Consider the following 19,335-nt stretch of genomic DNA (forward strand, 5'->3'; position numbering starts at 1 on the left):
GCGAGAGGGTGCCGATCGCGCGTTACGGCAGGTTGCGGGCCATGACGATCCGCTGGACCTGGTTGGTGCCCTCGTAGATCTGGGTGATCTTGGCGTCGCGCATCATGCGCTCGACCGGGTAGTCACGGGTGTAGCCGTAGCCGCCGAGGAGCTGGACGGCGTCCGTGGTGACCTCCATCGCCACGTCCGAGGCGAAGCACTTGGCGGCCGCGCCCTGGAAGGTGAGGTCGCTGTCGCCGCGCTCGGACTTGGCGGCGGCCGCGTAGGTCAGCTGGCGGGCGGCCTCGATCTTCATGGCCATGTCGGCGAGCATGAACTGGATGCCCTGGAAGTCGGCGATCGGCTTGCCGAACTGCTTGCGCTCCTGGACGTAGCCCTTGGCGTAGTCGAAGGCGCCCTGGGCGACCCCGAGGGCCTGCGCGGCGATGGTGATCCGGGTGTGGTCCAGGGTGGCCATCGCCGTGGCGAAGCCGGTGCCCTCCTCGCCGATCATGCGGTCGGCGGGGATGCGGACGTTGTCGAAGTAGACCTCGCGGGTCGGGGAGCCCTTGATGCCGAGCTTCTTCTCCGGGGCGCCGAAAGAGACGCCCGGGTCGGACTTCTCGACGACGAAGGCGGAGATGCCCTTGGAGCGCTTGGTCGGGTCGGTGACGGCCATCACCGTGTAGTACTCGGAGACGCCCGCGTTGGTGATCCAGCGCTTCACGCCGTTGAGGATCCAGTGGTCGCCGTCACGGACCGCCTTGGTCTTCATACCGGCCGCGTCGGAGCCCGCGTCCGGCTCGGAGAGGCAGTACGAGAACATCGCGTCGCCCTTGGCCAGCGGGCCGAGGTACTTCTTCTTCAGCTCCTCGGAGCCGGAGAGGATCACCGGGAGCGAGCCCAGCTTGTTCACCGCGGGGATCAGCGAGGAGGACACGCAGGCACGGGCCACCTCCTCGATCACGATCACCGTGGCGAGGGCGTCCGCGCCGGCCCCGCCGTACTCCTCGGGGACGTGCACCGCGTGCAGGTCGCTCGCCACGAGGGCGTCCAGCGCCTCCTGGGGGAAGCGGGCCTCCTCGTCCACCGCGGCGGCGTACGGCGCGATCTTCGCCTCGGCCAGCGAGCGGATGGCGTCACGGAGCATGTCGTGCTCCTCGGACGGGCGGTACAGGTCGAAGTCAGCCGATCCGGCCAAGGTCTCTCACGCTCCAGGAACGCTTGCGGTGATCTCGCTAATTACCGTTAAGTAACTCAATTTTAGAGGTCCACCTCCGCAACTGATACGTGAGCTGGGCAACAAGGCGGAATGCACCGGGGAAACCGCCGGGTGAAGTGGCAGGACACGCCCCGACTATGCTCAGGCGCGCATCCCCCGGCATTCTTCCTGGAGCACGCATGAGCCTCAAGATCACCGTGATCGGCACCGGCTATCTCGGCGCCACGCACGCCGCGGCCATGGCCGAGCTGGGCTTCGAGGTGCTCGCCCTGGACATCGTCAAAGAGAAGATCGAGAAGCTGGAGCGCGGCGAGACCCCGATGTACGAGCCGGGGCTCGAGGACCTGCTGCGCCGGCACGTCGCCGGGATCGAGGGCTCCACGGGGCGGCTGCGCTTCACCCAGGACTGGGCCGAGGTCGGCGCGTTCGGCGATGTCCACTTCGTCTGTGTGAACACCCCGCAGAAGCACGGCGAGTACGCCTGTGACATGTCCTACGTCGAGTCCGCGATCGGCTCCCTCGCCCCGCATCTGACCCGGCCCGCGCTGGTGGTCGGCAAGTCGACCGTGCCGGTGGGGTCCGCCGACCGGCTGGCGGCGACGATCGCCGAGCTGGCTCCGGCCGGTGCGGCGGCCGAGCTGGCCTGGAACCCGGAGTTCCTGCGCGAGGGCTTCGCCGTCGACGACACCCTGCACCCCGACCGGATCGTCGTCGGCGTGCGCAGCGAGCGGGCGGAGCAGCTGCTGCGCGAGGTGTACGCCACGCCCATGGCGGAGGGCTCGCCGTTCGTCGTCACCGACTTCCCGACGGCGGAGCTGGTGAAGACCGCCGCGAACTCCTTCCTCGCCACCAAGATCTCCTTCATCAACGCGATGGCCGAGGTGTGCGAGGCCGCGGACGGCGACGTGGCGAAGCTGGCCGAGGCCATCGGGTACGACGACCGGATCGGGAAGAAGTTCCTGCGGGCCGGCATCGGCTTCGGCGGCGGCTGTCTGCCCAAGGACATCCGGGCGTTCATGGCGCGCGCCGGTGAGCTGGGCGCCGACCAGGCGCTCACCTTCCTGCGCGAGATCGACTCCATCAACATGCGCCAGCGCGGGCAGATGGTGGAGCTGGCCCGGCAGGCGCTCGGCGGCGGGCCGTTCCTGGGCCGGCGGGTGGCCGTGCTCGGCGCGACCTTCAAGCCGGACTCCGACGACGTCCGGGACTCCCCCGCGCTGAACGTGGCCGGGCAGATACACCTCCAGGGCGGCCAGGTGACCGTGTACGACCCCAAGGGCATGGAGAACGCCCGCCGGGTCTTCCCGACCCTCGGCTACGCCGACACCGCGCTGGACGCCGTACGGGGCGCCGATGTCGTCCTGCACCTGACCGAGTGGCGGGAGTTCCGTGAGCTGGACCCGGCGGCGCTCGGGGAGGTCACGGCGGCCCGGCTGATCCTCGACGGACGCAACGCGCTCGACCCGGCGCTGTGGCGCGCGGCGGGGTGGACATACCGGGCCATGGGCCGCCCGACCGCGTGACGTACGGATCGACGCACGGATGACGTCCGGATCGACGCACGGGTGACGCCGGTTCGGCCGAGGCTCAGTCGGCCGAACCGGCGTCTGCGTGCATTCTGCCGCACCGGGCGGGTACGTGGCGCAGGAACTCCCTGTGGATCACCCCGTCACGCCTCCCGCGCCCGGTAGCGGCGCATTTTCGCGCGGGCTCCGCACACCTGCATCGAGCACCAGCGGCCCCGGCCGGCCGGGCTGCGGTCGTAGTACGCCCAGTGGCAGGTGACGGCCTCGCAGGCCTTCAGCCGGTCCCAGGTGCCCGCGACCAGCGCCTCCGCGACGGCGGCGGCCACCCGGGAGAGCAGGGGGCCCGCGTCGGCGGGGGCGAGCCGGGCCGAGCCGTCCCGCGCGTCGACCGCCACCAGCAGCGGGGCCGCCGCGAGCAGATCGCCGAGCGGGGTGACCGTGCGGTGCGGGGCGTGGCCGGCGTGCGCCAGCAGGGCCGCGCGCAGGGACTCTCGCAGCTCACGGACCGCGGGGACCTCGCCGTCGGTGAGCCCGAGGCGCGCCCGGCCGTCCGCCGTGTCGAGCGCGTCGGCGCCCGACTCGATGTCCAGCGTGTTCACCAGTGACTCGACCAGGGCCAGGCCACCCGGCGCGGGCGATCTCTCACTCATGGCCGCACGCTACCTCCCGGTCCGTCCGATCCCCTTGCGACGTTACCTCCACTGCGGGAGCATGAGGTAACAGTTACCGGTTACCGGCTTCTATGAGTAACCGCTGTATGACACCGCTTCGAGGAGGAAGTCATGGCTCTCGCCAAGCTGGGCGTCGTCGTCCTGGACTGTCCCGACCCGCGCGCGCTGGCCGGTTTCTACGCCGAGGTGCTGGGCGGCACCGTCGAGGGCGACGGGGACTGGGCGGACCTCAAGGTGCCGGGCGGGCAGGCGCTGGCCTTCCAGGTCGCCCCCGGGTTCGTACCGCCCGCGTGGCCCGCGCCCGAGCGCTCCCAGCAGTTCCATCTGGACCTGACCGTCGAGGACCTGGACGCGGCGGAGAAGGGCGTGCTGGCGCTGGGCGCCAGGCCGCTGGACGCGGAGGACCGCTCGCGCGGCTGGCGTGTGTACGCGGACCCGGCGGGGCACCCTTTCTGTCTGTGCGCCTGCTGATCCGCTCGCCGCGCGTCCGCCGACCCGGAGGAGTTCCATGCCGCCCGTAGCCCGCGTCCGTTCCGTCGTCCTCGACTGCCCCGACGCCCGCGCGCTCGCCGCGTTCTACGCGGCGGTCCTGGGCGGTACGCCCGAGTTCGACGAGGACGAGAACGACTGGTGGTACGTCCTGGCCGTCCCCGGCGGGCCCCGGCTCGCGTTCCAGCAGGTGGAGGGGTACACCCCGCCCGAGTGGCCGCGCGCCGACCGCAATCCGCAGCAGTTCCACCTCGACCTTGACGCGGGCGCCACCTGGGCGGAGGTCGACGCGGCCCACGAGCGGGTGCTGGCGCTGGGCGCGCGGCCGCTGGACCTCGAGGACCGGGAGAAGAAGGACTTCCAGGTGTACGCCGATCCCGCCGGGCACCCGTTCTGCCTGTGTCGGATCGAACCGCGTGGGTGACGCTCTCCCCGCCCCGGGCGGGGAGAGCCCTCAGCCGTCCAGGGACGCGATCGTCGCGTGGGACGGGCCGCGGGTGGTCCGCAGGTCGCGGGCCACGTCCTCCGCCGCGCCCAGTACGCGGACCGCGTTCTGCCAGGTCAGCTTGGCGAGGTCGGTGGTGGACCAGCCCCGGTCGAACAGTTCGGCGATGAGGTTGGGGTAACCGGAGACGTCGTTCAGGCCGTCGGGGGTGAACGCCGTGCCGTCGTAGTCGCCGCCGATGCCGAGGTGGTCGATGCCGGCGGCCTCGCGCATGTGGTCCAGGTGGTCGGCGACCGTCGCGACCGTGGCGACCGGGCGCGGGTTGGCCTCCTCGAAGGCCCGGTGGACCTTCATCGCCTCGGCCGTCGTGTCCAGGTCGAAGAAGCCGTGGGCGCGCAGGTTCTCGCCCGCCGCCGCCGTCCACTCGACCGCCGCCTGGAGCACGAACTTCGGCACGAACGTCACCATCGCCATGCCGCCGTTGGCGGGGAGGCGCTCCAGGACGTCGTCCGGGACGTTGCGCGGGTGGTCGCAGACGGCCTGGGCGGAGGAGTGGGAGAAGATCACCGGCGCCGAGGAGGCGTCCAGCGCGTCCCGCATGGTCGTCGCCGCCACGTGCGAGAGGTCCACCAGCATGCCGAGCCGGTTCATCTCCCGCACGACCTCACGGCCGAACGCCGACAGGCCGCCCACCCCGGGTTCGTCCGTCGCGGAGTCCGCCCAGTCCACGTTGTCGTTGTGCGTGAGCGTCATGTACCGGACACCGAGCCCGTACAGGCCGCGCAGGGTGCCCAGCGAGTTGGCGATGGAGTGACCGCCCTCCGCGCCCATCAGCGAGGCGATACGGCCCTCCGCGCGCGCCGCCTCCATGTCGGCGGCGGTCAGCGCGGCGCGCAGGTCGGCCGGGTGGCGGTCGATGAGCCGGCGTACGCAGTCGATCTGCTCCAGCGTCGCCGGGACCGCGTCGGGCAGGTCCGCGCGCACGTACACCGACCAGTACTGCGCGCCGACCCCGCCCGCGCGCAGCCGGGGGAGGTCGGTGTGCAGGTGGGCGGTCTGGGAGACGGCGATGTCGCGGGCGTCGAGGTCGTAGCGCACCTGCTCGCGCAGGGCCCAGGGCAGGTCGTTGTGCCCGTCGGCGACCGGGAACTCGGCGAGCAGTTCCCGGGCCCGCTCCAGCGAGGTCATCCGCGTCACTTCCCGAAACCGAAGCCGCCGCCGGCGCCCTCGACCTTGGCGCGCAGCCGCTTGCCCTTCTCGGTGGCCTGGTCGTTCAGCTCCTGCTGGAACTCGCGCATCCGGCCGAGGAGGTCCTCGTCGTGGGCGGCGAGGATCCGCGCCGCGAGCAGGCCCGCGTTCCGGGCGCCGGCGACGGAGACCGTGGCGACCGGGACACCGGCCGGCATCTGCACGATCGACAGCAGGCTGTCCATGCCGTCGAGGTACTTCAGCGGGACCGGGACGCCGATCACCGGCAGCGGGGTCACCGAGGCGAGCATCCCGGGGAGGTGGGCCGCGCCGCCGGCGCCGGCGATGATCACCTTCAGGCCGCGGTCCGCCGCCTGCTCGCCGTACGCGATCATCTCGCGGGGCATGCGGTGCGCGGAGACGACGTCGACCTCGTAGTCGATCTCGAACTCGTCGAGGGCCTGGGCGGCGGCCTCCATGACGGGCCAGTCGGAGTCCGACCCCATGACGATGCCTACGACAGGGCTCATTCGGTGATCGTGCCTCTCAGGTAGCCGGCTGCGTGACGGGCGCGCTCCAGCACGTCGCCGAGGTCGTCGCCGTAGGTGTTGACGTGACCGACCTTGCGGCCGGGCTTCACGTCCTTGCCGTACATGTGGATCTTGAGCTGGGGGTCGCGGGCCATGCAGTGCAGGTACGCGGAGTACATGTCCGGGTAGTCGCCGCCGAGGACGTTCACCATGACCGTCCACGGCGCGCGCGGGCGCGGGTCGCCGAGCGGCAGGTCGAGGACCGCGCGGACGTGGTTGGCGAACTGGCTGGTGATCGCGCCGTCCTGGGTCCAGTGGCCCGAGTTGTGCGGGCGCATCGCCAGCTCATTGACGAGGATCCGGCCGTCGCGGGTCTCGAACAGCTCGACGGCGAGGTGGCCGACGACGCCGAGTTCCTTGGCGATCGTCAGCGCCATCTCCTCGGCCTTCAGCGCGAGCGTCGCGTCGAGGTCGGGGGCGGGGGCGATCACGGTGTCGCAGACGCCGGCGACCTGCCGGGACTCGACGACCGGATAGGCGACGGCCTGGCCGTGCGGGGAGCGCACGACGTCGGCGGCCAGCTCGCGGACGTAGTCGACCTTCTCCTCGGCGAGCACCGGGACGCCGGCGCGGAACGGCTCCGCGGCCTCCTCGACGGAGCCGACGACCCAGACGCCCTTGCCGTCGTACCCGCCGCGGACGGTCTTGAGGACGACCGGGAAGCCGTCCCCCTCGGCGGCGAAGGCGGCCACGTCGGCCGGGTCGGCCACGATGCGGTGCCGCGGGCACGGCACACCGATCGCGTCGAGCTTCGCGCGCATCACACCCTTGTCCTGGGCGTGCACGAGCGCGTCCGGGCCAGGGCGCACGGGGATGCCGTCCGCCTCCAGCGCCCGGAGGTGCTCGGTGGGTACATGTTCGTGATCGAAGGTGATCACATCGCAGCCTCGCGCGAAGTCACGCAGCGTGTCGAGGTCGCGATAGTCGCCGATGACGACATCGCTCACGACCTGCGCCGCGGAATCCTGCGGGGTGTCACTGAGGAGCTTGAACCTGATGCCGAGCGGGATGCCCGCCTCGTGTGTCATACGAGCGAGCTGACCCCCGCCGACCATGCCGACTACCGGGAACGTCACGCCCCCAGGGTATCGGCCACGCCACGGCGGCCGGATCCCACGCCTCGCCGTGACCGCGGCGGCGGCTCTCACCGATCTCTTTCCCGCCTCACACCGGCTGTTTCCCCGCTTCTCGCCGTCCCGTTCCCGACCCGTGAGCTCGACCACAGGAAACCGACAAGAGTGGTGGTTAGCATGGCTGGGTTGACGAAACCGACACCCGGACGGGGGCCTGTACGGCCATGGCACATGGTTCCTCGGGGCATTCTTCGGGGTTGCGGCGCCTTTTCCGCGAGCTGGCCAAGTTCGGCGCCGTGGGTGGCGCGGGGCTCCTGGTCAACCTGGGCGTCTTCAACCTCGTACGCCACTTCACCGACCTCCCGGTGGTGCGCGCCAGCGTCATCGCGACGGTGGTGGCGATCGTCTTCAACTACATCGGGTTCCGCTACTTCACCTACCGTGACCGCGACAAGAGCGGGCGGACGAGGGAACTGACGCTGTTCCTGCTGTTCAGCGCGGTCGGGCTGGTCATCGAGAACGGACTGCTGTTCACGGCGACGTACGGCTTCGGCTGGGACACCCCGCTGCAGAGCAACGTCTTCAAGTTCCTCGGAATCGGGGTGGCCACCCTGTTCCGGTTCTGGTCCTACCGGACCTGGGTGTTCCGGACGCTGCCCGCGAAGGAGGCCGTGGCCGGCGCGGAGTCCCTCCTGGCGGAGCAGTCCCGGATCACGAAGGAGTCCCGGGTCACGGAGCGCTCCAGCAAGCCGAAGGCCCGCCAGCGCGCCTGAGCGGCCCGCCCGGCCCCTTACCGGACCGTCGGCTCGTCCTCCTCCGGCGCCCGCTTCGCCGGGGCCGTGCGGGACAGGAACAGGCCGAAGACCGGCGGCTGCACCTGGAGCATCTCCAGCCGGCCGCCGTCGGCCTCCGCGAGGTCGCGGGCGACGGCCAGGCCGATGCCCGTCGAGTTGCGGCCGCTGATGGCCCGCTCGAAGATCCGCGCGCCCAGCTCGGTGGGGATGCCGGGTCCCTCGTCGGTGACCTCGATGACGGCCTGGTTGCCGGTGACCCGGGTGCGCAGCGCGACCGTGCCGCCCCCGTGCATCAGGGAGTTCTCGATCAGCGCGGCCAGCACCTGGGCGACCGCGCCCGGCGTGCCCACCGCCCGCAGATGCCGTTTGCCGGAGCTGACGATGGCCCGGCCCACGTTGCGATAGGCGGGGCGCCACTCGGCGAGCTGCTGCTGGATGACCTCGTCGAGGTCGAAGGTGACCGCGGAGCCGTTGCGCGGGTCGCGGGCGTTGGTCAGCAGCCGTTCGACGACGTCCGTCAGGCGCTCGACCTGGGTCAGCGCGATCGTCGCCTCATCCTTCACCGTGTCCGGGTCGTCGGTGAGGGTGATCTCCTCCAGCCGCATCGACAGGGCCGTGAGAGGGGTGCGCAGCTGGTGGGAGGCGTCCGCGGCCAGTCGGCGCTCGGCCGTGAGCATCCGGGCGATCCGCTCGGCCGAGGAGTCCAGGACGTCCGCGACCCGGTCCAGCTCGGGGACGCCGTAGCGCTTGTGGCGGGGGCGCGGGTCGCCGGAGCCGAGGCGCTCGGCGGTCTCCGCGAGGTCGGTCAGCGGGGAGGCGAGCCGGTTGGCCTGCCGGATGGCGAGCAGCACCGCCGCGATCACGGCGAGCAGCGCCACCAGCCCGATGATCAGCAGGGTGCGGCCGACCTCCCGGGTGACCGTGGAGCGCGGCTCCTGGACCAGGACGCTCTCGCCCTCCTCGCCCTCGGCCGAGGACTGGATGACGTCGCCCCCGGGCTTGCTGCCGACCTCGATGGGCGCCCGCCCGGGGATCCTGACCACGGCGTAGCGGTCCTGTGTGACCTGGTCGCGCAGTATGTCGGCGGTGACGTCCTCCGCCCCCACCAGCCGGCTGTCCACGATGCTGGCCAGCCGCAGCGCCTCGGAGTCCACCCGCTCCTGGGCGCTGTTGCTGATCGTCCGGGTCTCGACGATCACGAGCGAGACCCCGAACACGGCGATGACGACGAGAACGACGGCGAGGGTGGACTGGATCAGTCGGCGGCGCATGACCTCTTACCTGATGGACGCGGGTTCAGCTCTTCTCGAAGCGGAAGCCCACGCCTCGTACCGTCGCGATGTACCGCGGATTCGCCGCGTCGTCCCCGAGCTTCTTCCGCAGCCAGGAGATGTGCATGTCGAGCGTCTTGGTGGACGACCACCAGGTCGTGTCCCACACCTCCCGCATCAACTGGTCCCGCGTGACCACCCGCCCCGCGTCCCGCACCAGCACCCGCAGCAGGTCGAACTCCTTCGCGGTCAGCTGGAGCTCCTCGTCCCCCATCCACGCCCGGTGCGACTCGACGTCGATCCGCACCCCGTGCGTGGCCGGCGGCTGCGCGGGCTCGGCGGAGCCGCGCCGCAGCAGGGCCCGGACCCGGGCGAGCAGCTCGGCGAGCCGGAAGGGCTTGGTGACGTAGTCGTCGGCGCCCGCGTCGAGACCGACGACGGTGTCCACCTCGTCGGCGCGCGCGGTCAGGATCAGGATGGGGACGGTGTGGCCCTCGGAGCGCAGCCGGCGGGCCACCTCCAGGCCGTCCATGCCGGGCAGGCCGAGGTCGAGCACGACCAGGTCGATGCCGCCCTGCATCCCGGCGTCGAGCGCGGTCGGTCCGTCCTCACGCACCTCGACCTCGTACCCTTCCCGGCGCAGTGCGCGGGCCAGCGGCTCCGAGATGGACGCATCGTCCTCGGCGAGCAGTACACGGGTCATGAGCTGATGGTAGTCCGCGGGGGGCAGGGCCCGAAGTGTGATCGGCGGCGCCGTTTCTTACCGAGGGACAAGTGGGACAACGGGGCGCTCCACACCCCCGCCCTCACTGGTACAGACCTATGGTCGAGGGATGGGAAGATGGCTCAGACCTTCAAAACACCGCCACGGTTCCTTGATCACCTGTGATCCGTGTCTCAAGTCCTTCCATATCAGGCAGTCTGCTGACGTATGGTGAAACAACGCCTGTAGCACGCAGGGACCTTCGGCGCACTTGACGCCGAGGGTCACTTTTGTGTGCGGGCCGGCAGGGGCACCGCCCCCGTCGGCCTCGAAAGGAATGACCTACGGCCGGGCCCCGACCGCGCGACGCGCGTAGAGGCGTGGATCCCGGTGGTCGCCGTCCGCCGTTCCGCGATCCGGAGCGGGTTCCCCGTGGGCGTGGGGTGGACGGGCCGACCCGCCGGTGCCGGCCGCCCCCCACCGGGCGCGCAGCCGCTCCCCGCGACGCGCGTCCCGACCAGCAAGGAACGACCATGGCGTCCAGCCTGACGAAGGACTCGGTCCGCCCGGGCACCCCCGGTTCCGAGAAGACCTTCTTCGGCCACCCCCGCGGACTGGCCACTCTCTTCATGACCGAGATGTGGGAGCGATTCTCCTACTACGGCATGAAGGCCCTGCTCCCGCTGTACCTGGTGGCACCGGGCGGCCTGCACCTGAGCGCGGCCACCGCTACCGCGATCTACTCGGTGTACCTGTCCCTCGTGTACCTGCTCGCCCTCCCCGGCGGCTGGTTCGCGGACCGCGTCCTCGGCCCCCGCAAGACGGTCGCCGTGGCCGGCGCGATCATCATGCTCGGCCACCTCACCCTGGCCCTGCCGAACTCCGGCACGTTCTATGCCGGCCTCGGTCTGGTCGCCGTCGGTTCCGGTCTGCTGAAGGCCAACATCTCCACGATGGTCGGCCACCTCTACGAGGGCCCGGACGACCCGCGCCGTGACGGTGGCTTCACCGTCTTCTACATCGGCATCAACCTGGGCGCCTTCGCCGCCCCGCTGGTCATCGGCACCATCGGCGAGAACGTCGACTGGCACCTGGGCTTCGCGCTCGCCGCGCTCGGCATGGCGCTGGGCCTCGCCCAGTTCCTGCTCGGCAGCCGTCACCTCAGCTCCCGCTCGGACGTCGTGCCGACCCCGATGACCGCCGCGGAGAAGACCGCCACGCTGCGCAAGGCGGGCCTGTGGGCCGCCGTCGCCGCCGTCTTCTACGGAGTCGTCGGCTTCTCCGGCCACTACACCCTGAACTGGCTGCTGGTCCCGATCACCATCGCCGGTCTCCTCATCCCGGTCGTGGTCATCGCCCGCATCAAGCGCGACAAGGACCTGGACCGCGCCGAGCAGTCGAAGATGTCCGCGTACATCTGGTTCTTCGTCGCCGCGGCCGTGTTCTGGATGATCTACGACCAGGGCGGCTCGACCGTCTCCCTGTTCGCCGACTCCTCCGCCGACAACACGGTCTTCGGCTGGGAGTTCCCGGTCTCCTGGTACCAGTCGGTCAACCCGGTCATGATCATGGCCCTGGCCCCGGTCTTCGCCTGGGCCTGGCTGGCGCTGGCCCGCCGTGGCAAGGAGCCGAGCACCGCGACGAAGTTCGCGATGGGCCTGTTCATGATCGGCGCGTCCTTCTTCCTGTTCCTCGCCCCGCTGGCGATCGCCGACGGCGGTCACAAGGCCGCCGCGATGTGGCTGGTCGGCATCTACTTCGTCCAGACGATCGGTGAGCTGACGCTCTCCCCGGTCGGTCTGTCGGTCACCACGAAGATGGCGCCCGCGAAGTACGCCTCCCAGATGATGGGCGTCTGGTTCCTGGCCGTCACCGCCGGTGACGCCACGACCGGTCTGCTCTCCATCGCCGGCGTCGACCTCAACAAGACGGGCATCGTGGCCTTCCAGGCCGTCCTGGCCGTCGCGGCCGGTGCGGCGGTGTGGATGTACCGCAAGCGCGTCAGGGAACTGATGGGCAACGTCAACTGACGGTCGACGTCAACTGACGGTCAACGTCAACTGACGGTCAACGTGGACTGACGGTCAAACGTCAACTGACGGTCGACGTCGACCGACGTCCGTCCCGTGCTCCTGTGGAGGGCCACCCCGGTTTCGGCCGGGGTGGCCCTCCGGGCGTTTCAGCGCAGCCGCCTCCGCCCCGGCAGGAACGTGAACACCGCCGCGCCCAGCAGGACGGCCGTGCCCGCCACCAGGCCAAGGGCCTTCAGGGTGCCGTGGTCGCCTGCGCCGGTCTCGGCGAGGCCGCCACTGGTCGACGTACTCCCGGACGCGCTCCCGCCGGACGACGAGGAGGAACCGCCGCCGGACGCGCCGCTCGCCTGCTCCTCGGTGTCCAGGGTGAGCGAGACGGACGTGCTGTCCGGGGTGCAGGTCGTGGTCGTGCCGAGGGCCTCGATGGTCAGCACGCCCGGGGAGAGCGTGGACTCACCGGTCGCGCCCGGCTTGTAGGTGCCGGTCAGGTCGGGGATCTCGATCGGATCGCCCGACTTGATCGCCGACGCGTTCGTCGGGCCGGTCACCGTCACCGAGCCCTGGTCCGAACCGCCCAGCACGACCTGCATCGTCGGCTTCACCGAGTCGGCCGGGATGTCGATCGGGCTGTCCATCACCGACTTCTTGAACTGCACGGTGAGGCCGTAGCTCCCGCCGTCCTTCTTCGCGTTGATCTGCACCGGCGAGGTCGCCTTCTTCTCGCCGATGGGCGACTGGCAGGTGTAGGGGATGTCCACGACCTGGCCGGTGAAGTCGGTCTGGCCGCCGCCGGACGCGCTCGCGGAGGGGCCGGCCGAGTCGGACGCGCTCGACGACGGCGAGGTGGACGGCGACGACGACTGGCTCGGCGAGGCCGAGTCGGAGCCCGAGGGGTCGGGTGAGGTGCTCGGGCTGGACGACCCCGAACTCCCGCCGCCCGCCGTCACCGTGATGGTCGCCGCCGGCTGGACGGCCTCCGTCGGCGCGCACTTGGTGTCCGTCGACAGCGCGTTGACGACGTACGCGTCCGGTGTCAGCGTCACCTGGCCCGCCGCCGTCAGTTTCAGCGTGCCCTTCATATCGGACAGCACCATCGCGCCGCCCTTGGGGATCGCCGGGTTCTCGCGCGGTCCCTGCATCGCGATGTCCGCGGTCTGCGCGCCGGCCGCCTTGAGGGTGCCGGACGGCTGCACCGAGTTCGCGGGCAGGTCGATGATGTCGGGATTCTTGGACGCGGCCTGCGTGAACTTCCAGACGACGTCGACGGTGTCGCCGACCTTCGCCGTCGCCGGGGCGGTGATCTCGACCTTGGTGGTCCCGTTGACGTCGGGCAGTCCGACGCCCGAGGGCGGGACACACTTGGTGGCGTAGGACACCTCGGCGGCCTGGGCCGGCCCGGCGGTCACGCCCAGCAGGGCGGCGGCCCCCGCGAACAGGACGACGGCGCCGGCCGCGGCGGCCCTTCTCCGCCGTCCCGCCCCGGGCGGTGCGGCTCTCTCGCTCTCGCTCTCGCTCACTGGGTTCCCTTCCCTGTCGGAGTCGTGGGAGTCGTAGGAGTCGTAGGAGTCGTAGGAGTCGTAGGAGTCGTAGGAGTCGTAGGACTTGTGGAACTCGTCGGGCTCGTCGGACTGGTGGGACTCGTCGGACGGTCGTCGTGCGGTGCGGAGAGCCGGCCCTCCACCGGGCCCGGACCGGCGTCCGGGACGAACCAGGGCAGGGTCGGGGTCGGTGCGGGCGGTGGGTCCTGGGCGGCCGTGGTCCCGCGCCAGGGGGCGCGGAGGCGGGGAGCACCGGGGCCGGGCGCGCCGTGGCGGGGAGCGCGCGGGCGCGCGACGCCGGCCGTCCGGCCCGGCCGGCCCACCCGCGGCGGCCGTACGCGGTCCACCACCGCCATGCCGACCCGGAACACCGCGGCGGGCACGACCACACAGAGCAGGATCCAGAACAGGGTCACGCCCCAGGGGCGGCCCACGCCCCACGGCTGCTCGGCGAGGACCTTCCCGCCGTACTTCAGGGAGACGGTGTAGTCGCCGTGGGCACCGGCGGCGAGTTCGACGGGCAGTTCGACCCGGGCCTTGCGGCCGGGGGCGATCGTGCCGCGCCACTGCCGCTCGTCCCACTGCGGGGCGAACACGCCGTGGGCGGTGCCGACCTGGAAGACGGGGTTCTTGACGGGGGCGGTGCCGACGTTGCCGACGGTGAACACGAGCGTGCGGTCGGGCGGGGCACCGAACCAGGTGAGCAGCCCGCTCGACCCCTCCAGCCGGGTGTCGGTGAGGACGGACAGCCGGCCGCCGGACGTCTCCTCGGGCAGCGGTTCGACCGGGTGCCCGGCCACCTGGAACACGGCGTCGGCCTGCTCCTTCGCCCCGGTCGCCGTGGCCACGTGCACCACGCACGGGCACGGCACGGGCGGATCGGCCACGGGGAGGCGGCGGCTGAAGCGGCCGTCGGCGTCGGTGGTGACGGCCCGGCCGTCCGCGTTGGCGCAGGAGTTGGTGCCGCCGACCACACCCCGGGCGGGTGTCGCCCGCCCGCAGACCAGCACCATCAGCAGGGTCCGCGCCGGCCAGCCGCTGCCGCTGACGGTGACCGAACCGCCGGTGCCCGCCTGGGAGTCGGAGAGGGTGACGACGGGTTTCCCGGCGGCCGAGGCCACGCCGCCGTCCGACGGCACGAGGAGGGCCAGTGCCAGCGCCGCCACCAGCGCCGGCACCACGATCCGCAGCGTACGTCTCACGTCCCCGCTCCCCTCGATCCGGCCTCGCGCCCGCGCCCGCGCCGTCGTACGACCGCCACGGCCGCCGCGGCCGCCAGCGCGCCCGCCGCCGTCCCCGCCGCCAGGGCCTCCCGGGACACGAACCGGGCCGAGGTCCGGCCGGTGGCCCGTGCGGCGCCGGGCGCGGTGACCGTCAGGCGTACGGTCACGGAGTCCAGGGCCGGCCGGTCGGGCCACGGTTCGTCGAGCGCCAGCCGGCGGCCCGGGGGCAGCCGGACGGGCAGCTCGCGCGGCGCCCGGTCCAGTACGGTGCCGAGCACCCCCTCCGCGCGCACCGCGAGCCTCGGCACCAGCTCGGTCGTCCCTCGGTTGACCAGCTCGTACGTGATCCGGTCCCCGCGCACGGCCACGTGCTCGACGGTCAGCGCGGGCAGCCGCGGGCCCCCGACCCGCACCAGCAGCGGCACCGCGACCCGCCGCCCCGTGGACTCCCGTACGACGATCTCCCCGGCCCGCTCACCGGGCCCCGCGTCCCCCGGCACGGTCACGGTGAACGGCACCTCGGCGCGGGTACGCGCGGGGACGTCGACGGCGGCCTTCGCGAACGCCATGGGAAGGCCGGTCCCGGTCAGCCGCACGGTGAGCGTCCGCGTGCCCCGGTTGACCACGGAGACGGTGTCCTGAAGCACGGCCCCGGGCAAGCCCTCCGCGTAGAACGCCGGGCGTCCCCCGCCGGAGGGCACGGCCGACCAGCCGCCGGGGGCGGGCGTGGCGCCCAGCAGCAGGGGCAGCGACAGGGGCAAGGACAGCAGCAGGGCGGCGCGGGCGGCGTACGGCATCGGCGGCTCCGGCGGTGCTTCTCGGTCGGGAGAGCGGTCGGGGGCGGTCGGGGCGGTCGAGGGCCGTCAGCGGGGCTGGTTGCGGGGCTGGTTGCGCCGGGTCAGCCAGAGGGCCCCGGCCGCGCCCAGGAGCAGGACCGTGCCGCCGAGGGTGCCCAGAGCGATCGCGGAGTCCTCGGGGCCGGTCTGCGGGAGTCCGCCTCCGCCGGTGGCGCCGCCGGATGAGGAGCCGCCCGTGCTGGATCCGCCCGTGCTGGATCCGCCACCGCCGGCCGCCGTCACGTCGAGGGTGAGGGACGGCCCGGGGTTGTTGGCGGGCGTGCAGGTGGTGGTCGTACCGAGTGCCTTGATGGTGAGGACCCCGGCGGTGAAGGTGACCTTGCCGGTCTTCTTCGGGGTGTACGTGCCGCTCAGGTCGTTGATCTTGATGGGGGTGTTCTCGGGGATCGCGGCCTGGTTGGCCGGACCGGTCACGGCGAGCGTCCCGCTGTCCGCGCCGCCCAGCTTGATCGTGGCGCTGGGGTTCATCGAGCCCTTGCCGAGTTCGACGGGGCTGGAGGAGACGCCTTTCTGCCACGACATGGTGATCTTGTAGCCGCTGCCGCTCTTGACGCCCTTGATGTCGATGGGCGACACGGCGCTCTTGTCGCCGATGGGGGTCTTGCAGGCGTAGTTGACGTCGACGACCTCGGCCACGGCCACCGGGGCGGCCATCCAGACCGCCGAGCAGGCCAGGGCCGCGGCAGTCGCGAGCGCGGCGGTGCGCTTCCGGTTCGACACGGTCCGACCCCTTACTCCCACCGCCCCGCCCGTACTGACGGGGCATCAGATCGAGCCGTCAAGGTACGCCCGGCACGATGAGGAGGGAAGAGAAGGCACACGCCGGAGTTGTGACGATCCGGGAGGGGAAAACGGGGGGTTGGGGGGATGCGAAAGATGCGGGGGTGCGGGAGGGGTGGGGGTGTCGGGGGTGCGGCCGGTCGGGGGTGCGGGGTGTCGCGGGCGCGTGGGGTGAACCGGGGGCGGACCGGGTTGAGGCCGGGCGTCAGGCGCGAGGGCGGGCCGGGGTCAGGCCCGAGGCCAAGCGGAGAGGCGCACGAGGCCGGGGCCAGGAGTGAGGCGCGAGGCAGAGCCGGGGTCAAACGTGAAGCCGAGGCAGGGCATCAGACTCAAGGCCCGGCCGGGGTCAGGCCCGAGGCCAAGCGGAGAGGACAGGCACGAGGCCGAGGCCACGGGTCAGACGTGAGGCCAGACCAGGAGGACAGGCGCAAGGCCGGGCCAAGAGTCAGGCACGAGGCCGAAGCCAGGGGTCAGGCACGAGGCCGCCTGGCCGGGGAACAGGCGCGAGGCCGAAGCCGGCAGGGCAGGCGCAAGGCCGGCAAAGGCTCAGGGCGCGCCCGGTCAGGGCCCAGGTCAGGGCTAAGGCCGGACCCAGGCCAGGCCGCGCTCAGGCCGAGCCAGGCTCAGGCCACCCTCAGGCCGGGGCGCCCAGTTCCGCCCAGACCGTTTTGCCGGCTACGCCGGGGGTCCGTACGACGCCCCAGTCCAGGCAGAGGCGCTGGACGATGAACATGCCGTGGCCGCCGGGGCGGCCGGCGCGATGGGGCGTGCGGGGGGCCGGCTGGCCCGTGCCGCGGTCGGAGACCTCGACGCGGATCACCTTCCGGTCGCAGCCGAGAACCATCTGCTCCGGGCCCTCCGCATGCAGGCAGGCGTTGGTGACCAGCTCGGAGACGACGAGCAGCACGTCCTCGGCGGCCGCCCGCTGGTCGGCGGTGGCCGCGGGCAGCCAGCCCCACGCGTACAGCGCCTGACGGGCGAAGTCGCGGGCGAGCGGAACGACCCCGCTCGCCCCGTCGAAGCTCAGCCGACGGACCTGACGGCCCGCCGACGCCCCGGAAGCGCCCTCGGCCGCCGGCTCCTGCTCCGGACCGCGGTCGCCGGGCGAGTAAGGCCGGGTGGTGCTCATCAGCGCTTCACCTCACCGATTCGCCAGCTGCACGATTCAGAAGTCATCTCTCAGACGTCATCACTCGGAAGTCACTACCTGGAAGTCAATACGTGGATCAACGGCGTTTCCGCCAACCTCGCCGCCGCTCTTGCCGCCGACATGTTCAGGATGTCTCCTGCCCGAGAGATCGGACGGAACACCCCTCTTCTTCGCGGCGGCGACGAACATCCGCGCGGCGGGGGCGTCGGAACTCAGCCGTCCTCGTCGGCGAGCGCCGCGTCGAGCGAGTCGTGCACGGTGAAGACCGCGTCCGCACCGGTGATCTCGAAGACCCGGGCCACCACGGGCTGCATCCCCGCCAGATGGACCCCGCCCCCGGCCGCCTCCGCCTTCAGGCGGGCGCCGAGCAGGACGTTGAGCCCCGTGGAGTCACAGAATTCCAGTCGCGAACAGTCGACGACCAGGCGGCTGAGCCCCTCGGCGAGGCAGTCCTCGAGCGGGTCACGCAGCAGATCGGCGGTGTGGTGATCCAACTCACCCGCCGGGGTCACGACGGCGCTGGAGCCCTCTTGCCGCACCTCGACCAGAAGCCGGCCCGACTGTGCGCTGCCGACCGTCCCGCGGTCCATGCGTGTCTCTCCCGGGTTCGCTCACTGCTTGTGGAACTGCTCACCGTACGGCGTGCCGATGCCCTCGAACACTACGCCTTCGTCACGTGCTCCAACACCCGAACAACCATCCACAAACGGACATAACCGAACAAAACGCACTTGCGATCGATTCGGTAAAGCGGGTAGGGCTAGAGGAACACACCCGACACGGCCGGCTTTGGAGGCGCCGCACTCCGTAGTGCGCTCACTGGCTTCGGCAGCCATATGCCGAGAACGATGGAGGTCATCATGTCACCCCGGCTCGACGCATCGCATACCCGGACGGCGACGTCGACACCCCCACCGGAACAGGAACATCTGGATCCCATCGCGGAGCTCCCCGAGATCCCTCCGTACGACGAGATCGGCGCCGTCGACGCGCGGGCGCTCTCGAAGACCCTGTTCGAGCGGCTGGAGTCCCTCGAAGAAGGCACGCACGCGTACTCGTACGTCCGCAACACGCTCGTCGAGCTGAACCTCGCACTGGTCAAGTTCGCCGCCGCCCGCTTCCGCTCGCGCAGCGAGCCGATGGAGGACATCGTCCAGGTCGGCACGATCGGCCTGATCAAGGCGATCGACCGCTTCGAGCTGTCCCGTGGCGTCGAGTTCCCCACCTTCGCGATGCCGACCATCATCGGCGAGATCAAACGTTTCTTCCGCGACACGTCGTGGTCGGTCCGCGTCCCGCGCCGGCTCCAGGAGCTGCGGCTCGACCTGGCCAAGGCGGGCGACGAACTGGCCCAGAAGCTGGACCGCGCCCCCACCGTCGCGGAACTGGCGGAGCGCCTCGGCCGCACCACCGACGAGGTCGTGGAGGGCATGGCGGCGTCGAACGCCTACACCGCCTCCTCCCTGGACGCGCAGCCGGAGGAGGACGACGCGGAGGGCGCCCTCGCCGACCGCATCGGCTACGAGGACCACGGACTCGAAGGCATCGAGTACATCGAGTCGTTGAAGCCGATGATCGCCGAACTCCCGCCCCGCGACCGCCAGATCCTCTCCCTCCGCTTCGTCGCGGGCCTGACCCAGTCGGAGATCGGCGAGGAACTCGGCATCTCCCAGATGCACGTCTCGCGCCTGCTCTCCCGAACCCTGGGCCAACTGCGGAAGGGCCTGACGGTCGAGGAGTGAGGGAACGCCTCCTGAGGGCCCCCGGGAGCCGCGAGGCACTCGGAATCCCCGAAACACTCGG

19 protein-coding genes are annotated in these 19,335 nt (G+C 71.6%); 6 read left to right on the plus strand and 13 right to left on the minus strand.

The genetic code is table 11. The annotated features are described in order from the left end of the window. Positions 1 to 22: 22 nt before the first annotated feature. Positions 23 to 1,180, minus strand: coding sequence for an acyl-CoA dehydrogenase (locus tag ACZ6D7_RS12420; protein ID WP_469488119.1), 1,158 nt, complete (start codon positions 1,178 to 1,180; stop codon positions 23 to 25). Between the two features lie 200 nt (positions 1,181 to 1,380). On the opposite strand from ACZ6D7_RS12420, the gene ACZ6D7_RS12425 reads away from it, so the two are divergent. Beyond that, positions 1,381 to 2,724, plus strand: a complete 1,344-nt coding sequence (locus ACZ6D7_RS12425; RefSeq protein ID WP_469488124.1) for a UDP-glucose dehydrogenase family protein — start codon at positions 1,381 to 1,383, stop codon at positions 2,722 to 2,724. Positions 2,725 to 2,870: 146 nt separating this feature from the next. Here ACZ6D7_RS12425 and ACZ6D7_RS12430 read toward each other — a convergent pair whose 3' ends face one another. After that, positions 2,871 to 3,377, minus strand: coding sequence for a CGNR zinc finger domain-containing protein (locus ACZ6D7_RS12430; protein ID WP_469488132.1), 507 nt, complete (start codon positions 3,375 to 3,377; stop codon positions 2,871 to 2,873). Positions 3,378 to 3,509: 132 nt separating this feature from the next. Here ACZ6D7_RS12430 and ACZ6D7_RS12435 point away from each other — a divergent pair, with 132 nt between their 5' ends. Both ACZ6D7_RS12435 and ACZ6D7_RS12440 read left to right on the plus strand, forming a co-directional pair. After that, the gene (locus ACZ6D7_RS12435) at positions 3,510 to 3,869 is read left to right on the plus strand and encodes a VOC family protein (protein ID WP_469488133.1); all 360 of its coding nucleotides are present in this window, start codon (positions 3,510 to 3,512) and stop codon (positions 3,867 to 3,869) included. A gap of 37 nt (positions 3,870 to 3,906) precedes the next feature. Continuing rightward, the gene (locus tag ACZ6D7_RS12440) at positions 3,907 to 4,311 is read left to right on the plus strand and encodes a VOC family protein (RefSeq protein ID WP_469488136.1); all 405 of its coding nucleotides are present in this window, start codon (positions 3,907 to 3,909) and stop codon (positions 4,309 to 4,311) included. 30 nt (positions 4,312 to 4,341) lie between these two features. Here the strand turns inward: ACZ6D7_RS12440 and ACZ6D7_RS12445 are convergent, their stop codons facing one another. The 3 genes from ACZ6D7_RS12445 to ACZ6D7_RS12455 are packed head-to-tail and all read right to left on the minus strand — an operon-like array spanning position 4,342 to position 7,186. Next, a complete protein-coding gene (locus tag ACZ6D7_RS12445) occupies positions 4,342 to 5,520 on the minus strand; it encodes a dipeptidase (protein WP_469488139.1) in 1,179 nt (392 codons plus the stop codon). Positions 5,521 to 5,525: 5 nt separating this feature from the next. Beyond that, positions 5,526 to 6,050, minus strand: coding sequence for a 5-(carboxyamino)imidazole ribonucleotide mutase (gene purE / locus ACZ6D7_RS12450; RefSeq protein ID WP_469488143.1), 525 nt, complete (start codon positions 6,048 to 6,050; stop codon positions 5,526 to 5,528). Beyond that, positions 6,047 to 7,186: a 5-(carboxyamino)imidazole ribonucleotide synthase gene (locus tag ACZ6D7_RS12455; RefSeq protein WP_469488147.1), complete on the minus strand. Its 1,140-nt coding sequence runs from the start codon at positions 7,184 to 7,186 to the stop codon at positions 6,047 to 6,049. The genes purE and ACZ6D7_RS12455 overlap by 4 nt, the downstream gene beginning before the upstream one ends. Positions 7,187 to 7,407: 221 nt before the next feature. On the opposite strand from ACZ6D7_RS12455, the gene ACZ6D7_RS12460 reads away from it, so the two are divergent. After that, the gene (locus tag ACZ6D7_RS12460) at positions 7,408 to 7,956 is read left to right on the plus strand and encodes a GtrA family protein (RefSeq protein WP_469488151.1); all 549 of its coding nucleotides are present in this window, start codon (positions 7,408 to 7,410) and stop codon (positions 7,954 to 7,956) included. Positions 7,957 to 7,973: 17 nt separating this feature from the next. On the opposite strand, the gene ACZ6D7_RS12465 is transcribed toward ACZ6D7_RS12460, so the two are convergent. Together ACZ6D7_RS12465 and ACZ6D7_RS12470 are read right to left on the minus strand one after the other, a co-directional pair. Continuing rightward, complete coding sequence (locus tag ACZ6D7_RS12465) at positions 7,974 to 9,248, minus strand: ATP-binding protein (protein ID WP_469488158.1); 1,275 nt, start codon at positions 9,246 to 9,248, stop codon at positions 7,974 to 7,976. Between the two features lie 25 nt (positions 9,249 to 9,273). Continuing rightward, the gene (locus ACZ6D7_RS12470; RefSeq protein ID WP_189713058.1) at positions 9,274 to 9,951 is read right to left on the minus strand and encodes a response regulator transcription factor; all 678 of its coding nucleotides are present in this window, start codon (positions 9,949 to 9,951) and stop codon (positions 9,274 to 9,276) included. A gap of 533 nt (positions 9,952 to 10,484) precedes the next feature. Between ACZ6D7_RS12470 and ACZ6D7_RS12475 the strand changes: the two genes are divergently transcribed. Next, positions 10,485 to 11,981, plus strand: a complete 1,497-nt coding sequence (locus ACZ6D7_RS12475; protein WP_469488167.1) for an oligopeptide:H+ symporter — start codon at positions 10,485 to 10,487, stop codon at positions 11,979 to 11,981. A 149-nt stretch (positions 11,982 to 12,130) separates the two neighbouring features. Here ACZ6D7_RS12475 and ACZ6D7_RS12480 read toward each other — a convergent pair whose 3' ends face one another. The 6 genes from ACZ6D7_RS12480 to ACZ6D7_RS12505 all read right to left on the minus strand — a co-directional run bounded on the left by ACZ6D7_RS12480 (position 12,131) and on the right by ACZ6D7_RS12505 (position 18,122). Continuing rightward, positions 12,131 to 13,420 (minus strand): hypothetical protein, encoded by a 1,290-nt coding sequence (locus tag ACZ6D7_RS12480; RefSeq protein ID WP_469489381.1) that lies wholly within the window; start codon positions 13,418 to 13,420, stop codon positions 12,131 to 12,133. Positions 13,421 to 13,497: 77 nt separating this feature from the next. After that, positions 13,498 to 14,724: a hypothetical protein gene (locus ACZ6D7_RS12485; protein ID WP_469488171.1), complete on the minus strand. Its 1,227-nt coding sequence runs from the start codon at positions 14,722 to 14,724 to the stop codon at positions 13,498 to 13,500. Next, the gene (locus ACZ6D7_RS12490) at positions 14,721 to 15,542 is read right to left on the minus strand and encodes a COG1470 family protein (RefSeq protein ID WP_469488176.1); all 822 of its coding nucleotides are present in this window, start codon (positions 15,540 to 15,542) and stop codon (positions 14,721 to 14,723) included. Before ACZ6D7_RS12490 ends, ACZ6D7_RS12485 begins: the two co-directional genes overlap by 4 nt. A gap of 66 nt (positions 15,543 to 15,608) precedes the next feature. Then, positions 15,609 to 16,322, minus strand: a complete 714-nt coding sequence (locus ACZ6D7_RS12495) for an LPXTG cell wall anchor domain-containing protein (RefSeq protein WP_469488179.1) — start codon at positions 16,320 to 16,322, stop codon at positions 15,609 to 15,611. Between the two features lie 694 nt (positions 16,323 to 17,016). Next, positions 17,017 to 17,511: an ATP-binding protein gene (locus ACZ6D7_RS12500; RefSeq protein WP_469488182.1), complete on the minus strand. Its 495-nt coding sequence runs from the start codon at positions 17,509 to 17,511 to the stop codon at positions 17,017 to 17,019. A gap of 233 nt (positions 17,512 to 17,744) precedes the next feature. Then, positions 17,745 to 18,122: an STAS domain-containing protein gene (locus ACZ6D7_RS12505; protein WP_469488187.1), complete on the minus strand. Its 378-nt coding sequence runs from the start codon at positions 18,120 to 18,122 to the stop codon at positions 17,745 to 17,747. A gap of 270 nt (positions 18,123 to 18,392) precedes the next feature. On the opposite strand from ACZ6D7_RS12505, the gene ACZ6D7_RS12510 reads away from it, so the two are divergent. Next, positions 18,393 to 19,274, plus strand: a complete 882-nt coding sequence (locus ACZ6D7_RS12510; RefSeq protein ID WP_469488190.1) for an RNA polymerase sigma factor SigF — start codon at positions 18,393 to 18,395, stop codon at positions 19,272 to 19,274. Positions 19,275 to 19,335: the final 61 nt, after the last annotated feature.

It is taken from the genome of Streptomyces sp. NPDC041784, from assembly GCF_055591025.1.